The organism is Flavobacterium sp. xlx-214 (genome assembly GCF_013874595.1).
Lineage (GTDB): Bacteria > Bacteroidota > Bacteroidia > Flavobacteriales > Flavobacteriaceae > Flavobacterium.
Window position 1 is genome coordinate 1,608,504 of the sequence record NZ_CP059431.1, and the last position, 24,346, is coordinate 1,632,849.

The window sequence follows — 24,346 nt, forward strand, 5'->3', positions numbered from 1 at the left end:
TTTATAAGTTCGATGTAGTTTCAATCGTCTCTTTTGGTGTGTTTTCAATAGTGATTGGTTTTGGTTTTACCCTTGCAAAGAAAAAGTACAAACACGTAATAAACCATCCCGCCCAAAATAAATAGCCACCTGCATGAAACTGACTGTTCATGTATTTATGACTGGTTTGAGTAAAATCGTAAAAAGTATAAATCAGCCCAAGCAATCCTAAAATGATTAAAATTAAATTAACCAAACTAAAGTTTTTGTACGATGTGATGCGTTTTACAATCCATAAAATAGCAATCAACAATAACTGAATGGCTAAAACAGTAGCAAAACCTTTGTACCAATGTTTCATAAAACCATATTCGGTATAAACGGTAGAAACACCAATTCTGCCAATTAACGACATTTTTGATAGTAAAATACCCGATACCAAACTGATAATTACTTGTATAAGTACTAAAACAGTCCATTTATTTTTTAACATAGCAAGTCAAATTTTAATTGTAATGTAAAGATGCTAAATATTCTCTTATCTTTGTAGAAATTTTTTTGAAATGAACACGCGAGGCGGAAATAACAGCAACAGAAATAATAAAAAGTCATCTTTTTCAAAAGGAGGTACGAACGATAGAAACAGACCAGGAGGCTATAAAACGAACAAGCCTTTTAAAAAGGATGAAAATAAACCATTTAAAAAGGAAGATAACAAGCCTTTTAAAAAATGGGATAAGCCTGTAAAAGCCGATAAGCCTGCTGTTTTGAAAGATGATACCATTCGTTTAAATAAATATATTGCCAATTCTGGAGTATGTTCGCGCCGTGATGCCGATTTGTATATTCAATCGGGTAATGTTACTGTAAACGGTGAGGTGATTACAGAAATGGGTTATAAAGTAAAACCTAAAGATAAAGTTGTTTTTGATGGTGTGTTATTAAATCCTGAGAAAAAAGTATACGTTTTATTAAACAAACCAAAAGGATTTAGTGCTTCTGAAGACGAAGAATTATCAAATGCTTATGAATTGGTTCGCAATGCTTCTACCTCGTATTTAAAACCGGTTGGGCGTATGGATAAAACCACAGTTGGTTTGGTTTTGTATACCAATGATAACGATATGATTCAGAAATTTACCAATGCAGCACAGCATTCTTCTAAATTGTACCACGTTTCTTTAGATAAAAACTTGAAGTACGAGGATTTAGAGAAAATTCAAGCAGGTGTTTATGTAAACGATCATAAAGTTTGGGTAGAAGAAGTTTCGTATGTAGAAAATCAACCTAAAAGTGAAATTGGTATTAAACTAAAATCATCTAACGTAAAAATGGTTCGTATGGTTTTTGAAAAATTAAATTACAACGTTATTAAGTTAGATAGAGTAATGTTTGCGGGGTTAACCAAATGGGGCGTAACTCGTGGTAACTGGCGTTTCTTAACAGAGCAAGAGGTAATCAACTTAAAGAATTTAAAATAAAAAAAGCGTTTCAATTTGAAACGCTTTTTTGTTATTGATGATATCTTTTTTTGGTGAGATCTATTAAGTAATCGGTTAAATCTTTCTTTAAAAATGGAATTTCTTTCTTTAAATTAAAACGTTTTGTAGCAGTAATCATTATTTTGGTGTTCAATAAATTTGATTGTTGCGCATCAGAATAATTCATAAACAAAGCATTTATAGGTGTAGCCATGGCAATTGTCCAATTATTATCAGAATATCCTAAAGAAAATTTACTTTGTATTTGAGGAGTTAAAATAAATTTTGAATCGTTAGTTAAAAGATTTTTTTCAAAATTTCCGTTAACTCCAACCAATGCAGATATTCCTGTAAAATAATGTCTAAAAAAAACAAAGTTATAACCATACCCAATGGTAGGTCCAAAACTTACCAAACGTTTATCGTAATCTTTAATATCTGAATAAAAAGAAGGAATATTCTTGGTTTTTGAATAGAAAATATTGGCTCCTAGTAAAAAACTACCTGCCGATTTCAATTGAATTTTATTGAAAGAGTTGGTTGCTGCAAACGAATATTTTTTGTGATTAAAAACATAATGTGCAGAAACACCATATAAACCAAGTTGTAAATCGGGAAATGCTTCGTAACTTTTTGTGTTTTCATTAAGTAGGTAAAAGGACTTGTATTTCTGTAAATACACATCTACAAGAAAACGTTCCCCATAATAATTGTATTTAAAATCAAAGGTTTTGGATCTTCTTCTAGATCGATCGCCTAAAAAATTAAAACTTTGACTATAACTTAATTCTGAATTTTTCCATAAAAAACCAAGACCAATACTTGCAGGTTTGTTAGGTTCAAAAGCCCGATTGTTAAGTTCTTTGGTTGTATAATTTAAGGTTAAGCTTTCTTTTGTAAAATAAAGTTTAGTGCCATACATTTTTTTAGATTTTCCTATATAAGTACTATCAATTTGTGCTGATGATTTTAAAAAGCACAAAGAAAAAAGCAGGAAAAAAGCCAATGTTTTCAAACGATTATTACAATTGATATTGATAAACAAATCCCAATCAATTTGATTGGGATTTTAGATTTATTAATTTAAACCACGTTTTTTCAGCAATGGTTCAATTTTAGGATCAGCTCCGCGGAATTTTCTGTATAAAACCGCAGGATCTTCGGTTCCGCCTTTTTCTAATACATTTTCACGGAACAATTTCGCTTTTTCTGGGTTGAATAACGATGTTTCTTTAAAGGCTTGGAACGCATCTGTATCTAAAACAGCACTCCAAATGTAGCTGTAATATCCAGCAGAATATCCGCCTGCAAAAATATGACTGAAATAAGTAGAACGGTAACGAGGTATAATAGCATCAATTAAGCCTACTTTTTTCATGGCATTCAATTCAAATGTATTAATATCGTCTTTAATTTCAGTTGTAGCGGTGTGGTATTGCATATCTAATAAAGAGGCAGCTAAGTATTCAGTCGTTGCAAAACCTTGATCAAAAGTACCTGCCGCTTTCATTTTTTCGATTAATGTATCCGGAATTACTTCACCTGTTTTATAATGTTTTGCATACATTTTTAAAACTTCTGGTTCTGCCGCCCAGTTTTCCATTACTTGCGATGGAAGTTCTACAAAATCTCTTGGAACATTAGTACCTGCTAAGCTTTTATAGTTTACGTTTGATAACAAACCGTGTAACGCATGACCAAATTCATGGAAAAAGGTTGTGGTTTCATCAAAAGTTAATAACGATGGAGTGGTAGCTGTAGGTTTTGTGAAATTACATACAATAGAAATTACAGGAACTTTGCGTTTGCCGTTTTCCATTTGTTGATCGCGGAAAGAGGTCATCCAAGCGCCACCACGTTTTGATGCACGCGGATGCATATCCATATACAACAAACCTAAGGTTTTTTTGTTGGCATCAAAAACTTCCCAAACCGTTACATCTTCATGATATTTAGGAACGTTTTTTAATTCTTTATAGGTTAATCCCCAAAGTTTATTGGTTACATCAAAAATACCTTTACGTACATTTTCTAAGCTAAAGTAAGGTTTTAGCTCTTGTTCATCTAAATTGTAACGCTCTTTACGAATTTTCTCTGTGTAATAACGCCAATCTGCAGGAGTAACATCTTCATTAATGCCTTCTTTGCGCATCATTTCTTGAATATCGGTTGCTTCTTTTTTAGCCTTTTCTAATGCTGGTGTCCACAATTTCATTAAAATGTTGTTTACCGCATCTGGGTTTTTAGCCATACTTTCTTCTAACACATACTCGGCATGGTTTTTATAACCCAACAATTGTGCTTTTAGCATGCGTAAATTAACAAGTTTTAAAGTGATTTCTTTGTTGTCATTACCATTGTTTTGGTTGCCACGCATTTGGTACGCGTTTAACATCGTTTCGCGTAGTTTTCTATTGCTGGCATATTGTAAAAAAGGCATTACGCTTGAATTGCTTAAAGTAAATACCCATTTACCATCTTTACCTTTTGCTTTTGCATCGGCAGAAGCTGCATCAATTAACTCTTGCGGTAAGCCTGCTAAATTTTCTTTATTATCAATTACTAATTCGTAATTGTTTGTTTCGTTCAATAAATTATCACCATATTTTAATGAAAGAACGGATAATTCACTGTTGTATTTTTTTAATTTTTCTTTGTTTTCTTGTGATAAGTTAGCGCCGCTTCTTACAAAACGTTTGTATGTTTCATTTAAAAGCATTTGCTGCTCTGTTGTTAATTGTAAGGTTTCAGGTTTGGCAATTTGATACTGATCATACACGGCTTTTACTTTTTTAAACAAAGCATCGTTTAAATAAATATTATCGTTGTGCTCTGATAAAGTAGGTGCCATTTCCTGAGCTAACTTTTGTAAAGTATCGTTGGTGTTTGCACTTGTTAAATTATAAAGTACCGTAGTAACTTTGCTTAAAACATCGCCAGAATTATCTAATGCTACAATAACATTTTCAAACGTAGGCGCATCTTTTGCATCAACAATAGCTTTAATATCTTTTTCATGATCTTTAATACCTTCTAAAATAGCAGGTTTAAAATCTTCGTTTTTTATTTTATCGAAAGGAGGAACTTCAAAAGGAGTATTCCACTCGGCAATTAAAGGGTTTTCATTTCCAGAAATCATGGCAGTATTTTCTTTTTTACAAGACTGAGTAGTAATACCCAATATTGTAGTTAAAATTAAAAGGGTTTTGCGGTTCATATGGTTTAATTTTTCGCAATTTACTAAATCTTAAGGCATAAAAAAAGTACAATCTGTTGAAAGATTGTACTTTACAAAAACAATTATAATTAACTGATTATTTTTGTTCTACTAGCTGAATTTCAGCATTTAATTTAATGTCTTCGCCTACTAAAACACCACCCGTTTCTAAAGCTGCGTTGTATGTTAAGCCAAAATCTTTACGATTAATTTTACCATCAAGGTTTAAACCAACTTTAGTGTTACCCCAAGGATCGGTCATTAAACCACTGAATTCTGCATTTAATTTAATAGGTTTTGTAACACCTTTAATGGTTAAATCACCTGAAATTTCATACTCGTTGCCTTGACCTTTAATTTCTGTAGATTTAAAGTTTAATGTAGGAAATTGCTCTACATCAAAAAAGTCTGCGCTTTTTAAATGGTTATCTCTATCAGCATTGTTTGTGAAGATAGAATTTACTTTAGCTTCAAACTCTAAATTAGCATCTTTTAAATCTTCGTTAAAATCGATGTTTGCAGAATAATCATTAAAATTACCTTTTACGTTTGTAAACATCATGTGCTTTACTTTAAATCCAATTTCGCTGTGCGTTGGATCAATGTTCCATTTTTTCATTTTCAATTTTTTTTAATTAGTTTAAATTCATTGGAACTTCTATGATAAGAAATTCACTGTTATCGTTTGTTTTAATATTTACTTTATCGGTTTCCCAAACACCGATTGCATCGCGTGTTTCTAATTTTTTGCCATCAACTTCTATCGATCCATTTAAAAGAAATATATAAATTCCGTTGTTTTTAGGATCTTCAACTTCTAATGAAAACTCCTTGTTAGCATCATACTTAGCTAGTTTAAACCAAGCATTTTGTTGCAAACGTAAAGTGCCTTCTTGCGTTTCTGGTTGTATCAGCGTTTTTACCTCGTTGTTGTTAACTTCGTACGTCATTTGTCCGTAACGTGGGGTAATGTTTATTTTATTAGGAATGATCCAGATCTGAAGAAACTTTACTGCTTCTGTACTACTTCCGTTCATTTCGCTGTGTACAACACCTGTACCTGCACTCATAAACTGAATTTCACCTTTTTCGATAACTCCTTTAGAGCCCGTACTGTCTTCATGACTTAATTTTCCTTCTAATGGAATGGAAACTATTTCCATGTTTTCATGCGGATGTTTTCCAAAACCCATTCCTGCCGCTACATAATCATCGTTTAAAACACGTAAAGCTCCAAAATGAATACGTTCTGGGTTTTGATATCCTGCAAACGAAAAGGTGTGATATGATTTTAACCAACCGTGATCTGCATGTCCTCTAGAATTTGCTGTATCAATAATATATTTTGCCATAATTTTATCTTTTTCTAATTTTATATTACAAAGTTATGTAGCTTTTGTTTATTCAACGTTAATCTAAATTAAGAAATAAAAAAACAGCTTAGAAATGTTTACTAAGCTGTTTGTGTTATTTTTTTCTTAAGAATTTGCTTTTCATTTTACTAAAAAACTCTGGCGTTACTCCAATATAAGATGCAATGTACTTTTGCGGCAAGCAATTTATAATATCAGGGTACTTTTTAGAGAACTTTTCATAGCGTTCTTCAGCCGTTAAAGCCATTTTGTCTAAAACACGTTGCTGATTGGCAATTAAGTTGTTTTCTGTAAGAATTCTAAAAAAGCGTTCAAGTTTAGGTACTTTTTCGTACAATATTTCAATATCGCTTTTGTGTAATATAAACACATCACAATCTTCCATTACATCAATATACATAATGGCTTTTTTTTGTGTTAAGAAACTGTACATGTCCGTTACCCACCAACCTGGCACCGCAAAACTTAAAATGTGTGCATTACCATTATCATCAACTGTGTAACTACGTAAAATACCTTTTAAAACAAAATATGTAAAATGAGCTTCATCGCCAGGTTTAATTAAAACCGTTTTTGCTTTGTAACTTTCTTGCGTGCAATATTGTTCAATTATAGCCTCTTCTTGGCTGGTTAACTGTACATGTTTAGCTATATTTTGAAATAAAAGATTTTTCATTTATAAAGAATATGTAAAATGTAAAGTTAGCATTATTTTTAATAGATAAAAAGTACTTGTTTATAGATGTTTAAATGTAGAAAATAAGTATATTGTTTAAAAAATAAATAGAAAGCATGTTATCGTTTAAACAAATAAAAATAGAGGAAGTTATTCAAATTCGTCATACTGTATTACGTAAAGATTTACCTATTGAAACGTGTCATTTTGAAGGCGATTTAGATGAAGGAACTAAGCATTTTGGCGCTTTTTTAAATAATGAATTGGTTGGGGTTGCTACTATGATGCTAAAAAAAACCGATACATTTAAAGTACATCCTGTTTATAGATTAACGGGGTTGTCTGTTTTAGAAAATCATCAAAAACACCACATTGGTAGTAGATTATTGCATTTTGCAGAGGAAAATATATCAAGAAAAGGCAGTGTTATGATTTGGTGTTTTGCCCGCACTACTGCAATCTCTTTTTATAAACGTAACGGTTACCAATTAAACGTGCAAGAAGTTATTCTTCCTAAGATTGGTTCTCATAGAATTATGTTTAAATTTGTACCGAAAGAAGAATAGTTGTTAGGAAAAATGAATTTGAAGAAGATTGTTGTTTTTGGGGTTATGTTGTTGGCGGCTTGTACAAACTCAGATAAAAAGCAGAATTTAAGTAATGCTGAGCGCGTTTTTAGAATAGAAAAACAACAGTTTTTTGGAGCTAAAACTAGTGTGATTGATTTTTATACCAAAGGCGATTTTAAAACAGTTTGGCAAGATAGTATTAATCGTAGTGAATTGATTTCGGCTATAATTGATAGTCAATATGATGGTGTTTATATAGAGAAATATCCGGTAAAAAAATTGATAAAAGCACATAAAAATTACAATCTTTTATCTCCTTACGAAGTAAAATCAGTTGATTTAGAGTTTAGCGATGTTTTTTTTAAAATAGCCAATCAATTATCATCAGGAAAAGTGAATCCTAAAAAGTTGTATGGCGATTGGGAACCTTATATTGCCGATGTTGATTTTGTAGCGTTGTTGCAAAAATCGTTAGAAGAAAAAGCACTTTATAAAAATCTAGAAGATACCAAGCCTAAAGGTAGATTGTACGCCATGTACAAAAAGGCTTTTGAGAAATATGTACCTATGACATCAGTAAAAGATACGGTTACTTCTAAAGGATATATGCAGAAAAAGGTTTGGGTAAATTTTGAACGTACTAAATGGTTACAGCCCAATTTAGGCGAAAATTATGTGTGGATAAACTTACCAGAATACCAATTACAAGTGGTTCAAAATGATGAAATTATTAAAACGCATAAAGTTATTATAGGAAAAAACAGTCGTAAAACACCTATACTTTCTTCGGCTTTTAACGGAATTATCATTAATCCTAAATGGACCGTTCCACCTACTATTCTTAAAAACGATTTGGTTCCTAAAGCATCGGCAAATCGTGGTTATTTTGCATCAAATAGATTGACAATTTTTGATAAAAAAACAGGAAAAGAAGTAAGTCCTGACAATTGGAATCCTGCAAATTACGGATCATATCGATATGTACAAAAAACGGGTAGGTTAAATTCGTTAGGGCAAATTAAGTTCGATTTTCCTAATAAACATATGGTGTATTTACATGATACCAATAATCGTTCTCGTTTTGTAGAAAGCAATCGTGCGTTAAGTTCGGGCTGCGTACGTGTAGAATATCCGTTTGATTTAGCCGAAACCATTTTGGGTTTAGAAGGAATTGAAATGAAACGTGATAAAATTGATACTTTAGTTGTAAAAGAAGTAACTAAAAATATTAAATTAAATAAAAAAGTAAACGTTCATCAAGTGTATCTTACAGCTGTAATTGATTCAACTAATAACATACATATTCTTAACGACGTTTACTCTTTAGATTCTAAATTGTATAAACGATTAATTCAATAATTTAGATTTAGAAAGATAATCTTTTTTATCTGCGTGGTAAATAAACAAACAACTTTCATCTTTAATTAGGTTGATTATTTTATGAGCCACCTCAATTGGTAAAGCTGGGCAACCTAAGCTTCTACCTAAATATCCTTGGTTTTTACCCATTGCTTCGTTTGCATAATCAGCCGCATGAATAACAATATCGCGTGCGCGTGCGTTGCTGTTAATACCACTTTCTAAACCATCTAAGCGTAATGATAATCCGTGTTGACCAGAATATGTTTCAGCAGTAGCATAAAAACCTAAACTGCTTTTGAATGATTCTGGTGTGTTAGAAAAATCATTCGCAAATTCTTTTCCACTATTTCTTCCATGTGAAACCACTGTTTGATGAAGAATTTCGTGTTTGTTCATGTCAATTACCCACATTCTACGCTCTGTAGACGATTTGGTAAAATCTATGATGGTAAGGATGTCTTTTTTAATTTTACCTTCCTCCTTTAATTTGTAATAACCTTTAAAAGCCGCTTTAAAACTTTCAATTTCGGGCTTGTCAAAGTTTTTTTCATTTAAATCTAAGTATTCCGATAAAACCAACTTATCAAACGTACTTAAGTTACTTTCTGTATTCGATTTTAAATTTTTAGTAGTTACAGCAGCAATCTCTTTAGATTTAAGTGTTGACGATTTTGTAATAACTGTAACTTTTTTACCGTTTCCATTTCCATTGTTGTCTCCGTTTGTGTCGCTAATTGTCATCGGTTTAAAAGACAATAAACCCACCATCATAATAGGCAATAATTTAAAATTCATCCGTTCTTATATATTAAGTTTTTAATTCTCTAACGTAAATATAACAACTTTATTACAAAGAAGTTGCCAATTTCATGTAAAGTAGTCATTTTTAACATTTGTTTTTAATAAAATGTTAAAAAATAAGGCTGTTTTCTAAATATGTATGATTAAATTTGAACTCCATTTTTAATGATATGAATAAGAAAGTTTTATTAATGATTTTAGATGGTTGGGGAAACTCTCCTGACCCTAAAGTATCCGCAATTGATCAAGCAAATACACCATTTATTGATAGTTTATATACTAAATATCCGCACGCGCAATTAAGAACCGATGGTTTAAATGTAGGATTACCTGAAGGACAAATGGGAAATTCTGAAGTAGGGCATATGAATTTAGGTGCTGGTAGAATTGTTTATCAAGATTTAGCTAAGATTAATTTAGCTGTTCAAAACCAAACATTAAGTGCAGAACCTGTTTTACAAGAAGCTTTTAATTATGCAAAAGTGAACAACAAAGCCGTCCATTTTCTAGGCTTGTTGTCTGATGGTGGCGTGCATTCTCATATTAATCATTTATTTGGATTGTTAGATGCAACAAAGAAATACAATTTAGAGAATGTTTTTGTGCATGCGTTTACTGATGGACGAGATGTGGATCCAAAATCAGGCGTTGATCATGTAAACAATTTGGTGAAACATATTGAAGGTTCTCATGTAAAATTAGCCTCGGTTATTGGTCGATATTATGCTATGGATCGTGATAAACGTTGGGAACGAGTTAAAAAAGCTTACGATTTATTGGTAAAAGGTATTGGAATGCCATCACATAACGCAGTTTTAAGTATTACCGATAGTTATATTAAAGAGGTTACTGATGAATTTATTGAGCCAATTGTAATGGTTGATATTGAAAATCAACCTATAGCAACAATAAAAGAAGGTGATGTGGTTGTGTTTTTTAATTTTAGAACCGATAGAGGAAGACAATTAACCGAAGTTTTATCACAAGTGAATATGCCTGAGTTTGGTATGGAAAAACTTGGTTTATATTATGTAACGTTAACTAATTACGATGATAATTATGAAAACGTTCATGTAGTTTATAATAAGGATAATATTACCAATACATTAGGTGAAGTTTTGGAAGCTGCTGGGAAAAAACAAATTCGCATGGCAGAAACTGAGAAATATCCACATGTAACTTTTTTCTTTTCAGGAGGAAGAGAAGAACCTTTTGTAGGTGAGTCTCGTATTTTATGTCCATCGCCAAAAGTAGCAACCTACGATTTAAAACCCGAAATGAGTGCTTACGATTTAAAAGATGCTTTAATACCAGAATTAAATAAAAAGGAAGCCGATTTTATTGTGATAAATTTTGCAAACGGAGATATGGTAGGGCATACAGGAAGTATGGAAGCAGCCATTAAAGCGTGTGAAACAGTAGATATTTGCACCCAACAAGTAGTAGAAGCTGCAATTGCAAATGATTATTCTGTGATTATTTTAGCAGATCACGGTAATTGTGAAACTATGTATAATGAAGATGGTAGCCCTAATACAGCTCATACAACCAATCCTGTACCTGTTATTTTAATTGATAAAGAGATAAAGCAAATTAACAACGGTGTTTTAGGAGATATTGCACCCACTGTTTTAAAATTAATAGGAGTAAACCAACCAAATGTAATGACCGGTAAAAATTTAATATAATTTTTTTGTTATTTTTATTAGTATATAAAAAAAAGAAGTATATTTATCTCAAAATTTAATACAACAATTTAATAAATAATAAATTATGAAAAAACTTTTACTTTCTGCAGCATTTGTGTGTGTTGCAACAATTAGTGCAAATGCGCAACAATTATTATCAGATAATTTTGATTCTTATACTGTAGGTAATGTAGGTACAGATCTTACTGGGGCAACACCTGGTCAGGGGGATTGGTATACACTTGTACCTGCTGGAGGTTCTAATAGTAACTTTCAATTTGTAGCTGAAACGGGACGAGGAAATGTTTTTACAATCGAAAGTACAAATCAACCTCCTGCTGCTACAGGGCAGCCTGGTAACTACAGGTTAGCTAGTAAAATTGGATTTGATAATGCTATGTGGAACACTAAAGCAACAGGTAATAATATTTTAAAAGTTGAATATGAATTTTATACCGGGGCTGCAACTACTAGTAAAGCAACGCACAGAATGTCTGTTTCGTCTGCTAATAGAACAATTGGAGGTTTTACGTACGTACCTGAAACTAGAATGTTACACGGTTTAGCATATGCAAACCCGCAAGGTGGTTCAGGTGCTGGTTTATATAATATTAATTTAGCAACAGGAGGGTTAGTTTTAGATGCTAATACTTGGTACAAGGTTACTTTCTTTGTGGATTTTTCTACAAGCAAAGCTACTTGGCAAATTCCTGCTAAAAATATTAATGGAACTTTTGATTTGGTTTCTGTGGCTAGTGAGGCTCCAGCAGATATTTCTTTTGTTGCTATTGCTGGTGCAAATAATGCAGCAGCTTCAACTATTAAATATGATAACTATCTTGTTTCTGCAGTGAATACTACAACTGCAACTGTAAATGATATTGTATCAACTAAATTTAATGTGTATCCTAACCCAGCTACAGATGTAATAACTATTACAAATACTGAGAGTATAGGTATTGATAAAATTACTGTAACAGACATTAATGGAAGAATTGTTAAAACAAACAATTACAGCCAACAAGCCGAAATTCAATTAAATGTTTCAGATTTAAATGCAGGAGTTTATATTTTGAATGTTTCAACTAAAGAAGGAACAGCAACTAAAAAAATTATCAAAAAATAATTGTAAAGTATTTTGATAAAGGCTCGAAAGTAATTTCGAGCTTTTTTTATTTTAAAGAATTGAGTTGAAGCAAAGTGTTTTTTTTATTTTGAAAAGTATTTTTTTATGTTTATTTTAGTTAAAACTTTAAAAAATAAATTTTATGAATAAAAAATTATCTTTATTAGCTATTTTAGGATTTTTAAATTTTAATAGCTTATCAGCTCAAATGCAGACAATATCTTTTGAATCATCAGAAGGATTTACTTTAGGTAATGTTAATGGTCAAAATGGGTGGACAGTTACAGGAGCAGGAGCAGGAGTATTTATTGCGAATCAAGAAATATCTGCTGCCAAGGCTAATCATGGTACACAATCTTTAAAAATTGCTGAGGATCTTACTTATGCTCCACAACAACAATTAATAATGGGCGCTTATTATAATTTTCCTACAGCTTTGAATTCTACTCATTATTCTGTTTCAGCAGATATTAATTTTGATTATGTATCTGGAACAGATGAGTCTGCTTTTTTATTTGCACTAGGAGGTAGTACAAATTTTTTAGCACAATTTATCTTTGATTATACAGGAGATATGTTGGTGACTACTTTAGATAATACAGGAGTAGAAACAGCAGAGCAAGTAGCGGGGAAAACGTGGGCGGGAAATCAATGGTATAATATAAAAATCGAAATTGACGGAACTCAAATGAAGTATTATTTGAATAATAATCTTGAATTTACAGGTACTATAACAGCAAATGAGCAGTTTAAACACTTACGTTTTGTTCATGACAATTGGGGAGGTTCAGGTTACCTTGATAATATTGTTGTAACTGACTTAACTACATCAAGTAATAAAAGTTTTGAAATTAATGATTTTTCATTCTATCCAAATCCAAGTACAGATGTTCTTAATGTAACGTTAGTTGATAAAAATATTCAAAGTGTACATGTTACTGATTTAAATGGTAGAACAGTTAAAACTTTCAATATTTCAGGCACAAACCAAGCACAGTTAGATGTTTCTGGTTTATCAAGTGGTGTTTATTTGTTAAATGTAAAATCAGATGGTATTACTGTTGCTAAAAAATTCATTAAAAAATAATTAAAAACATATAGTTTTAAAAGCTCGAAAGTAATTTCGAGCTTTTTTTATATAATAAAGTAAGGTTGGTGTAAAAATTCGTAAATTTGCATCACAAAATTTTAAAGAAATGATTGTAATTAAAACTAGAGAAGAAATTGAAATTATGCGCTCTGCTGCATTATTGGTTTCTAAAACTTTAGGTATGTTAGCTACAGAGATTAAACCAGGTGTTACTACATTACATTTAGATAAATTGGCAGAACAATATATTCGTGATCATGGTGGCACACCAGGATTTTTAGGTTTGTATGGTTGTCCTGCAACTTTGTTAACTTCGGTTAACGAGCAAATTGTGCACGGTTTACCAACCAATCGTCCGTTAGAGGATGGCGATGTGGTTTCTTGCGATTTAGGTGCTATTGTGAATGAATATTATGGCGACCATTGTTATACTTTTGAAGTAGGAACTGTTGCCGAAGAAACCAAAAAGTTACTTCAGGTAACTAAAGAATCGTTATATGTTGGCATTCGTGAGTTTAAAGCAGGAAATAGAGTAGAAGATGTAGGTTCTGCTATTCAAAAATATGCTGAGAATCATGGGTATTCTATTGTGCGTGAGTTGGTAGGTCATGGTTTAGGAAAAAAAATGCACGAAGGACCTGAAATGCCTAATTATGGTAAAAAAGGTCGTGGAAAAATGTTTGCAGAAGGTATGACAGTTGCTATTGAGCCAATGGTGAATATGGGAACCAAAAACATAAAACAGCTAAAAGATGGCTGGACGATTGTTACGCGCGATGGAAAACCATCTGCTCATTTTGAACACGATGTTGCCTTGGTTGATGGAAAACCAGAGTTGTTATCAACTTTTGCTTATATTTATCAAGCTTTAGGCATTCAATCTAATGAAGAAGATGAATTTCGTCAACAACCTTTGGTTTTATAATGATTAAACAAGTTTTTAAAACGATATTAAATACCATACCTCGCCCCATATTAATTAGGGCGAGTTATTTTGTTAAACCCGTTTTAGAATTCGCTTTAAAAGGAATTGCTTTTACCGATCCTATTGATGGAAAATCGTTTAGAACCTTTTTGCCTTATGGTTATGGTACGCAAAGAAACAATGTGCTTTCACCTAGTACTTTATCGTTAGAACGTCACAGATTGCTTTGGTTGTATTTGCAAAATGAAACCGATTTTTTTAAAAAGCCTTTAAAAGTATTGCATTTTGCTCCTGAACAAGCATTTTATAAGCGATTTAAAAAGCAAGCCAATTTAGATTATACTACAACCGATTTAGAATCGCCATTGGCTGATGTAAAAGCTGATATTTGTAATCTTCCGTTTGAAAATGATTGCTATGATGTTATTTTATGTAATCACGTTTTAGAGCATATACCTGATGATACTAGGGCAATGCAAGAGTTGTATCGCGTTTTAAAACCAGGAGGAATGGCTGTTTTGCAGATTCCTCAAGATTTAAACAGAGCGGTTACTTTTGAGGATAATTCCATTACAGATAAAGCAGAACGAGCTAAAATATTTGGTCAATATGATCACGTTCGTGTTTATGGTCGTGATTATTTTGATAAACTAAGAAGTATTGGTTTTAAGGTTGATGAGGTTGATTATACCACTCATTTTACTTCAGAAGAAATAGAGAAATATTGTTTAGCAAAAGGAGAAATTATTCCTGTTTGTTATAAATAAAAAAACTCCGATTGCTGAACAATCGGAGTTTTTTTATTTTAATGTGCGTGTTTTTTCTTTAAAATTCCACCAGCCGTTTCTTTAATAGAACTCGAAAAAATAAATGCTTTTTCATCAATTTCATGAATGGCACTTTTTAGCTTTCTAACTTCTAATCGGGTAACAACGGTGTACACAATATCGGTTTCAGTACTAACTTCAAAACTATCTTTCATAAAACCACGTTCACCTTTATAAACTGTAATTCCTTTGCCCATTTGTAAAACTAAAAACTGTTTTACTTCTTCACTTTTAGATGAAATAATGGTAACGCCCGTAAATTCTTCAAAACCTTCTACTACATAATCAATTGTTTTTGATGCCACAAAATAAGTTAACATCGAATAAAAAGCTGCTTCTAATCCAAAGAAAATCCCTGCAATAAGAAAAATTAAGATGTTAATCCCTAAAATGATTTCACTCATTGAAAAGCCTACTTTTTTACCTGTATAAACCGCCAAAACTTCAATTCCGTCTAAAGCAATACCGCTTTTCATACCAAAGCCAACACCTAAGCCTATAAAGAATCCGCCAAAAACAGATACAATTAATTTGTCGTGACTTACTTCGGGAAAAGGTATAAACTGTAAACACAAACCTAAAATAATGACGCCAATAATTGATTTTATGGCAAACGATTTGTTTATTAATTTGCCTCCTAAAAGTAAAAACGGAATGTTTAAAGCAATGAAAATTAAGGCTATATTTATGTGGTATTTTTTGTATAAAAGTAAGGCTATACCTGTTACACCACCATCAAAAAATTTGTTAGGCATTAATAAACTTTTAAGTGCAAAAGCAATACACAAGATTCCGATTAACATAAAAAGGTAATCTTTGAAACTTTCTTTAAATAGTATTTTTTTCATTGTTGTTTACAACTAAAGCAGTTGTTTTTTTATTAGTTCTAAATTTTGTTGTTTTTTATCATTTCTTAATCGTTTTGCCGATTCTGTAAAGTAACTGTGTTTTTCAAAAAAGGATACTTGAATTTTGTTCCACGTATTTAAATCAGTCACTTTGTTTTCTGCTTTTAGCTCTTCAAACAATCCATTAGAAATTTCTTCAAAATCATCTCTACCTAAATAATCTAAATCGGCATCGGCTAAAATTTGTTCTAAATGATTGGTAGGACTTTGAGGAATTTTAGTAGCCATAATCATTCCTTTTATTTTTTCAATCTGCACTGCATCGTATCCAAAATTAGGTAAAAATTCCTCAGCAAATTCACATGAAATTAACTCGTGACCATCGGCTTTTACAATAAAACCAGAATCGTGAAAAAGAGCAGCCGTTTCTAATAGTTCGGTATTTTCGGTACTTATTCCTTCTAATTTTGCATAGTTAATTACCGCATTGTGCACATCAAGAATATGATTAATGTTATGATAATGCAAATGTTTTGGCAGTTCTTGCTTTTGTTTTTCAACAATAAATTCTTTTACCTTTTTTAGAGCCACATTTTTTTCTTTAGGTTCTGCAAAGTACATATTTACATCGGAATCTTGCAATTTTTCAGTGCGTAATTCTGTATCAAAATTGTCTTTAACCAAGTTAAAAGTGTTTTGACTGATGTTTACTTTGCCAATAGCACCGTGAACTTCCATTTCCGAAGCAAGGTTTACAGCGCTTCCCCAAACATCATAAGCAAACTTTTTAATACCTACAATTCCTGCAACAACTTCACCAGAATTAATACCAATACGCATTTCAAAAAACGATTTGTTTTCATTTATACGTTTTTGTTTGTATTGTTCCATAAAATCGCGAATTTCTAAAGAAGCATTTACCATTTTTAAGGCGTGATTTTCATCCTTTTTAGGCAAACCACTTACCGCCATGTATGCATCGCCAATGGTTTTTATTTTTTCGATACCGTATTTACTAATGATTCGGTCAAATTCTTTAAAACAATAATTTAATTCTTCAATCAATTCTGTAGAAGAAACTTTTTCTGTAAGCTTGGTGAAATCTTTAAAATCGGTAAATAAAATGGTTACACTGTCAAAGAATTTTGATTGCGTGTTTCCTTTTTCTTTTAATTCTAAAGCAACCTCTTCAGGAAGAATATTTAAAAGTAAAGCTTCAGATTTACGTTTTTCGTTTGCTAGAACTTTGTTTTGTAATTCAATTTCGGTTTGTTGTAATTCAATTTCATTTTTACGTTTTTCAATTCATTATTGATATTTTCAATAAGTGATTGTTTGTCTTTTTCTTGATTTATTTTTTGCTGCGTTAATTCTTCTACTTCGGTTACTTTTAATTCGTTTTCATTGTTAATATGAGAAAAATACCAAGCCAAATAAGCCGACATTGAAAAAGGAATACTAAAAACAGATAAAATCATTCCAAAGGCAATAATTGATAAAGTTATCATGGCAATTTTATCATCATCGTCTACAGTAATACCGTCTTTATTTGCAACTAAAATTAAAAAAATAACAAGAGCAATGGTAAAAAATAAAGTAAGTAATATACCGCTTGCTAAAATTCGGGCTCCTTTTACTTTTTTAATAATGGCTTTTATTAAAAGAATGGTAGCTTCTGCAAACGAATAAATTAAACCTAATAGTAAAAATAGTTGATTTTCATCCCAAGCGATAGAGATAATTAAACCAATAACACAGATAATTGAAAAGATTTTAAAGCGTTTTTTATTTTTAGCGAATAACGAGTTTACCAAACCACTTAATGCAAAAATAGAAATGTACGTTAAAGCAATCACTGCTATACCTGTAATATTGAAAGTGTTTAAAGATGGACCTTTTAAGAGCATATAAATGATTACAAAAAAGGTGGCGCCCATACTAAAATTAAACAAACTAAAATATAGGTTAGGTATAAACGATCTAAAAAACACGTACAATATTAAGTGGAAAACACAAAGTGTCATAAAAATAGAACCTAAAACCACAAAGATGCTTGTTGCGTTTCTAATTCCATTAGCTTCTGCAAGGGCATCTTGTTGTTTCATTACCTCTACTTTTAGGTTCAGAAAATCAGCTGTTTTGGTAATTTTTGAATCTTGATATTCAATAACAATGTTTTGTTTGCCTGTTTTTGTAAAAATAACATCAACAAAATCTAATTCTATTGGGATATTTCTGGTATGGCGTACTTCTGGCTCGTTGTTGTTTTTTAACTTACCAAAAGTTTTATAAAAAGTACCATTAATGTAAACCGAAAAAACACCAGGATCCATTGTAATATCTAAACTTAAAGGAACACCAACTAAGGTAGAATCAATTTCAAAGTTATTTCTTAAAGTAGCTTTTCCTTTAAAATTGATTTCTTTTTTAACGATATTACCAGCAGTATCTCTTTTTACTTCGTACCAATCCGCATCGTTAAAATCAGGATTTCTATAATCTGCATTAATTGCGTCTTTAAATTTCCAATGATCTTTAAGCAAAGACGTAATTTGGTTTTCTGTATGTTTTTTGTTGTTTTTTCTTTTAAGTATAACGTTTGTTTGAGCCAATGAAATAAACGATACTAATAACAAGCTTATGTATAATAACTTTTTCATATTAAATCGTTTTATCTTCTACAAAATACATTTTTGTTAACCCTTTTCCTTTAATTTCAAGTTCGCCTCTGTATTCAAAAGCAAAGAAATCTTTGGTTTGAGTGTAAGTTGTATGCCCAACATTAATTTTTCCGTTTTCACTTATGCCTTTCATTCGTGCAGCTGTGTTTACCGCATCGCCCCAAATATCATAGGCAAACTTTTTAATACCCACAATTCCAGCAACTACTTCGCCAGAATTTATACCAATTTTAATTTCAAAGAAAGGTTTGTTTGTTTGTTTTCTTTCTGTTTGATATTCTTCTATAAAGTTTCGCATTTCTAAAGCAACATCAATCATTCTTTTTGCGTGATTTTCATTTTCTAAAGGCAAACCACTAACCGCCATATATGAATAACTGATTGTTTTAATTTTTTCGATTTGATGTTTGGTTGTAATGTTATCAAAAGCTTTAAAACAATGATTTAATTCATCTAAAAGTTCTTGAGAATTTAATTGTTTTGAAACCAAATCTAAATTGGTAAAATCGGAAAATAAAATAGAAACATCTTTAAATTGCTTTACTTTACTTTCTCCGTTTTCTTTTAATTCATCAGCAATATCTTTTGGTAAGATATTTAAAAGCAAATCTTCTGATTTTTGTTTCTCTAAAAGTAATTCGGTTTGCTGTTGTTCAATTTGTTGTTTTTGAGTTTCTTTTTCTTTGGTACGTTCTTTAACTTCTTCTTCTAAGAAATTCATTTTATTTTCTAAAAGTGCTTTGCGTTCTTGTTCTTGTTTGATGTTTTCTTCTGATAGTTTTTCTATTTGAAGTAACTGCAATTGTAGTTTTTTACTTACCGAAGCAAAATTTGATGCTAAGTATGCAGACATTGCAAAAGGAGTGCTAAATAAAGATAACATTATTAAAGTAGAGGTTAATGCAACTTGTGTAATGGTTAAATTATTGGCGTTAATCATGAAAATACCAGCAGAAAAACCTAAAATTAATGCAAAACCAAAGCTAAAAATAAGACCTAAAGCAATAATTTTTGCACCAGGTTTTTTATTTATAGCTGCAATTAAAACTACAATTATGGCTTCTAGAAAAACTAGTGAAGTGAAAGTTGAGCTTAAGAACAGAAAATCTTTTGAAACAAAAATAACAAGCAGTAAACTTAAAGAAATTAAAACAGTTGTTATGTAGAAAGATATTTTGTTTTTGTTGAATAAAAAATTCACAGTACCACTAAGTGCAATACTACCAATGGCAGAAAATATAACAGAATTTTCATCAATCATACTTGCAAAAGCCAAAGATTCAATACCCTGTTTTAGAATTTTGGTATAACCAAATAAAATACTTAAACCCGAACAAAAATTGAATAATCCAAAAAATAAATTAGCAATAAACTTTCTGTAAAAACCAAACAAAATAAAATGTATAACACCTAAGGTGATAAAAATAAAACCTATTGCATTAATTGCAAGCCATAAATAATGGTTTATTGTTGTTTTTTCTTGATATGTTGCAGGTGTTACCAAAGAAACCTTAAAGCCATTTGTACTAAATAATGAAGCTTTTTCTGTAGAAGCTTCTTTATAAAATACTGATAAAACGTGAGGATCTGTATTGTTTAGAGCAAATACAACAGGGTGGTTTATTTCAGCATTGGGAGTATTGATAAAATCTGTTTTGCCAAAAGTTCCTAATAATTTGCCATCTAAATAAACAGCAGCATCAGCTTTTGATGTTACCATTAATGAAATGGGTTTATTAATTAAAGTAGAATCTACAGCAAACTGCTTACGAAACCAAAAATCTTTTTGGTTTTCTTTGTCGCCCGTTTTTAAAAATGTAGTTGTACTTTCTTTCCAATCAATATCATTGTAATCAATATTTTTATATTGCGAGTTATTTCCAACTTTGTATTTCCAAGTAGTATTCAGCTTAATTTCTTTTTCAAGATCTTGCTTAGAATACTTTTTTATTTGAATACTGTCTTGCGCAAAGCCAAAATTCACAATAAAAAAGAGTAGTAATAGTATTTTTTTTTTCACTAAAGTGTTGTTGTTTAATAGATGTTAAAATATTTATAAAAGTAAAAAAATATGCTAAAATTAAACGCTATTACCTAAAAAATAATACTTGATTTTTTAAACTATTAAGAAGAAAAATAAATACCATAAAAAAAACTCCGATTGTATAACAATCGGAGTTTTTTGTTGGTTGAAACCAAACTAAATTATTTTTTAGCAGATTCTGGTTTTAAAACAGCAATTACGCGGTTTTTGTTTAAATATTTCTTAGCTACTTCTTGGATATCTTTTGCTGTTAAAGCTTTTAAATTCTTTTCAAATTCTAAAGCTTTTTCTGGGTTTTCTTGATCTGTATAAGCATCAGATAAAACATCTAACCAATAATTGTTTTCTTTTAAAGATTTGGTGTAATCTGTCATTTCACCTTCTTTAAATTTATCTAAATCTTTAGCTTCAGGTCCATTTTGTTGAATTTTTTCTACTTCTTTCAACGTTAATTCAATCAATTTATCAGCACTAGCTGGGTTGGTTGGGTAACCAATGCTAAAGCTATATGAACCGTAAGGTAATTTGTTTAAACTACCACGAGCGCTAGCTCCGTAAACGCCTCCTTCTTTTTCTCTTAATTCTTCAATTAATTTAATAGTTAAGATTTCGCCTAAAGCCTGCATAGCTAAGTTCTCTTTTGCAGAATAAGTAGTTTCACCAGTGTATGAAATTCTTACAGTTGCTTTATCATCATTTCCTTTAAAAACTTCTTTTTTGTGAACACCTGTTTTAGCACGTGAACCTGTGTCTTTAAACGTTTCTTTTCTGTTTAAAGCTGGTAGAGAAGCTAAATATTTCTCAGAGAAATTCTTTATTTGCTCATCGGTTACATTACCAACAAAGAAAAATTCAAAATCACTTGCATCCGCAAAACGCTCTTTAAACAATTCGTACGCTTTTTTGTAGCTTGTAGCATCCCAGTCTTTATCGTTTGGAGGGAATGATACATAACGCTCATTATGACCGTACATGAAATCAGAAACTTCTTTTTGGAAGAACATTTCTGGTTGGGACATCATGTTAGCATAGAACGATTTTGATTTGCTTTTTTCTGATTCGTATGCTTTTTCATCATAATTTAAATCAGTAAAATAAGCATGGATAGATTGGAATAAGAATTCTAAATCTTTAGGAGTAGAATTTCCGTACATACCTTCTGTCATTCCACCAACATAAGGAGAAACTCTGTAAAGTTTACCTGTGTTAAATTTAGTCAATGCATTTTGATCCATACCTGCAATACCTGCTTGTGGAACTGCACTTGTAGCTAAATTAATAGATTTGTAGGTTTTAGTGTCTAATGCGTTAAAACCACCAAAACTAGCTGCGCTGAATAAAATTTCATCGTTTTTAAAGTCGGTTTTCTTGTACGTTACTTTAGCACCGTTTGATAATTCAAGAGTTGTAGTTCCTAATTTATCGTTTTTAGTTGTTTTTGAAATTTTACCAGATTTAACTTCGTTACGAATTAATGATTCTGCAACAACAGCATCTTGGTAAGGAGTAATATCTACTTTTGAAACATCTAAAGCAGCTAAAACTTCTTTTTCTGTAGGTGTTTTTAAACCTTCTTTCTCAGGACCCGTTAAAATAATAACTCGGTTTTCATCTTTAATGTAAGATTGAATTAAGTTATTGGTTTCTTTTAACGAAATGGTTGGTAATAATTCTTTAACTGTTTTGTACTCAAATTCAATTGAAGGAATAGCTTCGCCTTTTAAGAAATGTGTTTGATATCTTCCTAAATATGCTGATGAGTTATTTTTATCACGGTCATTATACGCTTTTTCATAGTAAGCTAAATATTCATTTTTAGCACGATCTAATTCAGATTGTGTAAAACCATATTTACGCGCACGTTCATTTTCAATAGCTAAAACTTTTAATGCTTCTAATTGTTTGTCTTCAGCTGTCATAGCTCTAGATTGAAACGCTTCTTTGCCACGCCCCATCATACTTCCATGATAACTTCCTGCATAAACAAAAGGAGGAGTAGCATTGTTAGTATATTCTTCTAAACGTGCATTTAACATTTGTGAGAACAAGCCTTCAATTAAATCTTGTTTCATATCGCCAATTGTTGTAGTTGGCTTAGGTGTACCTTGATCTTTATAGAAAATTTGAACATTTGCCGATGTAGCTTCTTTGTCTGAATTTACTGATACAAATGTTTCTTTGTGATTAGGAATTTCGAATGATTTACGATCTAATTGTTTGCTTGGATTCTTGTATTTTCCGAAATGACTTTTTACTTTCGCTTCCATTTCGTTCACATCAATATCACCAACAACAATAACTGCCATTAAATTAGGACGGTACCAATCTTTATAAAACTGACGAATTTCTTCGTGCTTAAATGTTTCTAAATTTTCTTTTGTACCAATTGGTAAACGGTTTGCATACAAAGAGTTGTGTAACATTTTAGGAAGATAATTCCTCATCATACGCTCACTTGCACCTAAACGTGTACGGTATTCTTCAATAACAACGCCACGCTCATCATCAATATCTTTTCCTTCTAAATTAGCATTAAAAGCCCAATCTTCAAGAATTTGGAAACCTTTGTCTAATTTAACTGGATCATCAGATGGAATTGGTAAAAAGTAAACCGTTTCGTCAAAACTTGTGTAAGCATTTAAATGCTGACCAAATTTCACACCTATACTTTGTAAGTAGTTGATTAACTCGTTTTTAGGAAACGTTTTGGTTCCGTTAAAAACCATATGCTCTAAAAAGTGTGCTAAACCAACCTGTTTGTCAGTTTCTAAAATAGATCCTGCGTTTAAAACCAAACGTAAATCTACTTTTTTCTCTGGTTTAGCATTTTTGCGGATGTAATATGTTAAACCGTTTTCAAGTTTACCAATGCGTACATCAGGATCGTTAGGAATGGTTTGATTTAAATCAGCAACTTGCGCCCATAAAGAAGCAGGCAAAACAAGTAATGCAAGTGTAATTTTTTTAAAATTCATAATTGCTGTTTGTAAGTTTAGCGTAAAAATAGCATATTTATTGTATTATTTAACTTACTATACTATAATATACTGTTAAAATATGAAAAAGCGTTTTTTATGTTACTAAAAAACGCTCAAAAACATTTAATAATGATAATTTTATTATTTGCGAGTAAACAAATAATTATTCATAGTGTTTAAGTAAATAAGTAATAATATCTGTAGTAGTTACAATGCCTACAAGTTGATTTTCATAAGTAACAGGTAATGCTCTAAAATCATTTTGAGCAAAAATTTCTGCTACTTCTTTTACACTAGCAAAACTTACAACTGTTGTTATGTTTTTTGTCATAACTTGTTCTAGTGTAAACATGTTATACAATGTTGTTGTTATTTGTGTTTCATCATCGCTATAATCAGCTAACGAAGCTTTTAGCAAATCAGAATCACTTATAATACCTACAACATTTTTACCTGAAACAATAGGTATATGACGAATTTTATGTTTTTTAAAAAGATCTTCGGCCTTAGATAATGAATCATTTATGTTTAATACAACAACATTTTTTGTCATTATAGTTGAAACAGGAACAATTGGTTTCATGATGAATTATTTTTAGTAAAGATACAAGTGTAGATTAAGGTATGTTATGATATTTATCAGTTAAACAAAAAAGACTTTCTTGAGAGAAAGTCTTTTTT

At 31.0% G+C, this 24,346-nt stretch carries 21 protein-coding genes; 8 read left to right on the plus strand and 13 right to left on the minus strand.

The features are described from left to right. Window position 1: 1 nt before the first annotated feature. The gene (locus H1R17_RS07510) at window positions 2–472 is read right to left on the minus strand and encodes a hypothetical protein (RefSeq protein ID WP_163430142.1); all 471 of its coding nucleotides are present in this window, start codon (window positions 470–472) and stop codon (window positions 2–4) included. A 70-nt stretch (window positions 473–542) separates the two neighbouring features. Between H1R17_RS07510 and H1R17_RS07515 the strand changes: the two genes are divergently transcribed. Next, window positions 543–1,460, plus strand: coding sequence for a pseudouridine synthase (locus H1R17_RS07515; protein ID WP_163430141.1), 918 nt, complete (start codon window positions 543–545; stop codon window positions 1,458–1,460). A 31-nt stretch (window positions 1,461–1,491) separates the two neighbouring features. On the opposite strand, the gene H1R17_RS07520 is transcribed toward H1R17_RS07515, so the two are convergent. The 5 genes from H1R17_RS07520 to H1R17_RS07540 all read right to left on the minus strand — a co-directional run bounded on the left by H1R17_RS07520 (window position 1,492) and on the right by H1R17_RS07540 (window position 6,726). Then, the gene (locus H1R17_RS07520; protein ID WP_370520199.1) at window positions 1,492–2,505 is read right to left on the minus strand and encodes a DUF4421 family protein; all 1,014 of its coding nucleotides are present in this window, start codon (window positions 2,503–2,505) and stop codon (window positions 1,492–1,494) included. Window positions 2,506–2,538: 33 nt separating this feature from the next. Further along, window positions 2,539–4,677: a M3 family metallopeptidase gene (locus tag H1R17_RS07525; protein ID WP_163430139.1), complete on the minus strand. Its 2,139-nt coding sequence runs from the start codon at window positions 4,675–4,677 to the stop codon at window positions 2,539–2,541. 97 nt (window positions 4,678–4,774) lie between these two features. Further along, window positions 4,775–5,296, minus strand: a complete 522-nt coding sequence (locus tag H1R17_RS07530) for a YceI family protein (protein WP_163430138.1) — start codon at window positions 5,294–5,296, stop codon at window positions 4,775–4,777. A gap of 16 nt (window positions 5,297–5,312) precedes the next feature. Next, a complete protein-coding gene (locus tag H1R17_RS07535) occupies window positions 5,313–6,029 on the minus strand; it encodes a pirin family protein (RefSeq protein WP_163430137.1) in 717 nt (238 codons plus the stop codon). Between the two features lie 115 nt (window positions 6,030–6,144). After that, entirely contained in the window at window positions 6,145–6,726 is a 582-nt protein-coding gene (locus H1R17_RS07540) for a Crp/Fnr family transcriptional regulator (protein WP_163430136.1), read from the minus strand. A gap of 116 nt (window positions 6,727–6,842) precedes the next feature. Here H1R17_RS07540 and H1R17_RS07545 point away from each other — a divergent pair, with 116 nt between their 5' ends. Both H1R17_RS07545 and H1R17_RS07550 read left to right on the plus strand, forming a co-directional pair. Beyond that, window positions 6,843–7,292: a GNAT family N-acetyltransferase gene (locus H1R17_RS07545; protein ID WP_163430135.1), complete on the plus strand. Its 450-nt coding sequence runs from the start codon at window positions 6,843–6,845 to the stop codon at window positions 7,290–7,292. Window positions 7,293–7,304: 12 nt separating this feature from the next. Next, a complete protein-coding gene (locus H1R17_RS07550; RefSeq protein ID WP_163430134.1) occupies window positions 7,305–8,654 on the plus strand; it encodes a L,D-transpeptidase family protein in 1,350 nt (449 codons plus the stop codon). Here the strand turns inward: H1R17_RS07550 and H1R17_RS07555 are convergent. Beyond that, window positions 8,643–9,452: a murein L,D-transpeptidase catalytic domain family protein gene (locus H1R17_RS07555; protein WP_240453295.1), complete on the minus strand. Its 810-nt coding sequence runs from the start codon at window positions 9,450–9,452 to the stop codon at window positions 8,643–8,645. The two genes, H1R17_RS07550 and H1R17_RS07555, sit on opposite strands and share 12 nt — an antisense overlap. Before the next feature lie 176 nt (window positions 9,453–9,628). On the opposite strand from H1R17_RS07555, the gene gpmI reads away from it, so the two are divergent. The 5 genes from gpmI to H1R17_RS07580 all read left to right on the plus strand — a co-directional run bounded on the left by gpmI (window position 9,629) and on the right by H1R17_RS07580 (window position 15,054). After that, a complete protein-coding gene (gpmI, locus tag H1R17_RS07560) occupies window positions 9,629–11,146 on the plus strand; it encodes a 2,3-bisphosphoglycerate-independent phosphoglycerate mutase (RefSeq protein WP_163430133.1) in 1,518 nt (505 codons plus the stop codon). Between the two features lie 85 nt (window positions 11,147–11,231). After that, window positions 11,232–12,272 carry a T9SS type A sorting domain-containing protein gene (locus H1R17_RS07565; RefSeq protein ID WP_163430132.1) on the plus strand — a complete coding sequence of 347 codons (1,041 nt, stop codon included), beginning with the start codon at window positions 11,232–11,234 and terminating at the stop codon, window positions 12,270–12,272. 142 nt (window positions 12,273–12,414) lie between these two features. Continuing rightward, a complete protein-coding gene (locus tag H1R17_RS07570) occupies window positions 12,415–13,359 on the plus strand; it encodes a T9SS type A sorting domain-containing protein (RefSeq protein WP_163430131.1) in 945 nt (314 codons plus the stop codon). A 109-nt stretch (window positions 13,360–13,468) separates the two neighbouring features. Next, the gene (gene map, locus H1R17_RS07575; protein ID WP_163430130.1) at window positions 13,469–14,287 is read left to right on the plus strand and encodes a type I methionyl aminopeptidase; all 819 of its coding nucleotides are present in this window, start codon (window positions 13,469–13,471) and stop codon (window positions 14,285–14,287) included. A gap of 2 nt (window positions 14,288–14,289) precedes the next feature. After that, entirely contained in the window at window positions 14,290–15,054 is a 765-nt protein-coding gene (locus H1R17_RS07580) for a class I SAM-dependent methyltransferase (RefSeq protein WP_163430351.1), read from the plus strand. 38 nt (window positions 15,055–15,092) lie between these two features. Here H1R17_RS07580 and H1R17_RS07585 read toward each other — a convergent pair whose 3' ends face one another. The 6 genes from H1R17_RS07585 to H1R17_RS07610 all read right to left on the minus strand — a co-directional run bounded on the left by H1R17_RS07585 (window position 15,093) and on the right by H1R17_RS07610 (window position 24,248). After that, window positions 15,093–15,962, minus strand: a complete 870-nt coding sequence (locus H1R17_RS07585; protein ID WP_163430129.1) for a YitT family protein — start codon at window positions 15,960–15,962, stop codon at window positions 15,093–15,095. 12 nt (window positions 15,963–15,974) lie between these two features. Next, the gene (locus tag H1R17_RS07590; protein WP_163430350.1) at window positions 15,975–17,267 is read right to left on the minus strand and encodes an adenylate/guanylate cyclase domain-containing protein; all 1,293 of its coding nucleotides are present in this window, start codon (window positions 17,265–17,267) and stop codon (window positions 15,975–15,977) included. Further along, a complete protein-coding gene (locus H1R17_RS07595) occupies window positions 17,201–18,622 on the minus strand; it encodes a hypothetical protein (RefSeq protein ID WP_163430128.1) in 1,422 nt (473 codons plus the stop codon). Before H1R17_RS07595 ends, H1R17_RS07590 begins: the two co-directional genes overlap by 67 nt. Window position 18,623: 1 nt before the next feature. Beyond that, window positions 18,624–20,663, minus strand: a complete 2,040-nt coding sequence (locus tag H1R17_RS07600; RefSeq protein ID WP_163430127.1) for an adenylate/guanylate cyclase domain-containing protein — start codon at window positions 20,661–20,663, stop codon at window positions 18,624–18,626. A gap of 185 nt (window positions 20,664–20,848) precedes the next feature. Continuing rightward, on the minus strand, window positions 20,849–23,662 hold the full coding sequence (locus H1R17_RS07605) for a pitrilysin family protein (RefSeq protein ID WP_163430126.1): 2,814 nt from the start codon (window positions 23,660–23,662) through the stop codon (window positions 20,849–20,851). A 166-nt stretch (window positions 23,663–23,828) separates the two neighbouring features. Next, window positions 23,829–24,248: a CBS domain-containing protein gene (locus tag H1R17_RS07610; protein ID WP_163430125.1), complete on the minus strand. Its 420-nt coding sequence runs from the start codon at window positions 24,246–24,248 to the stop codon at window positions 23,829–23,831. Window positions 24,249–24,346: the final 98 nt, after the last annotated feature.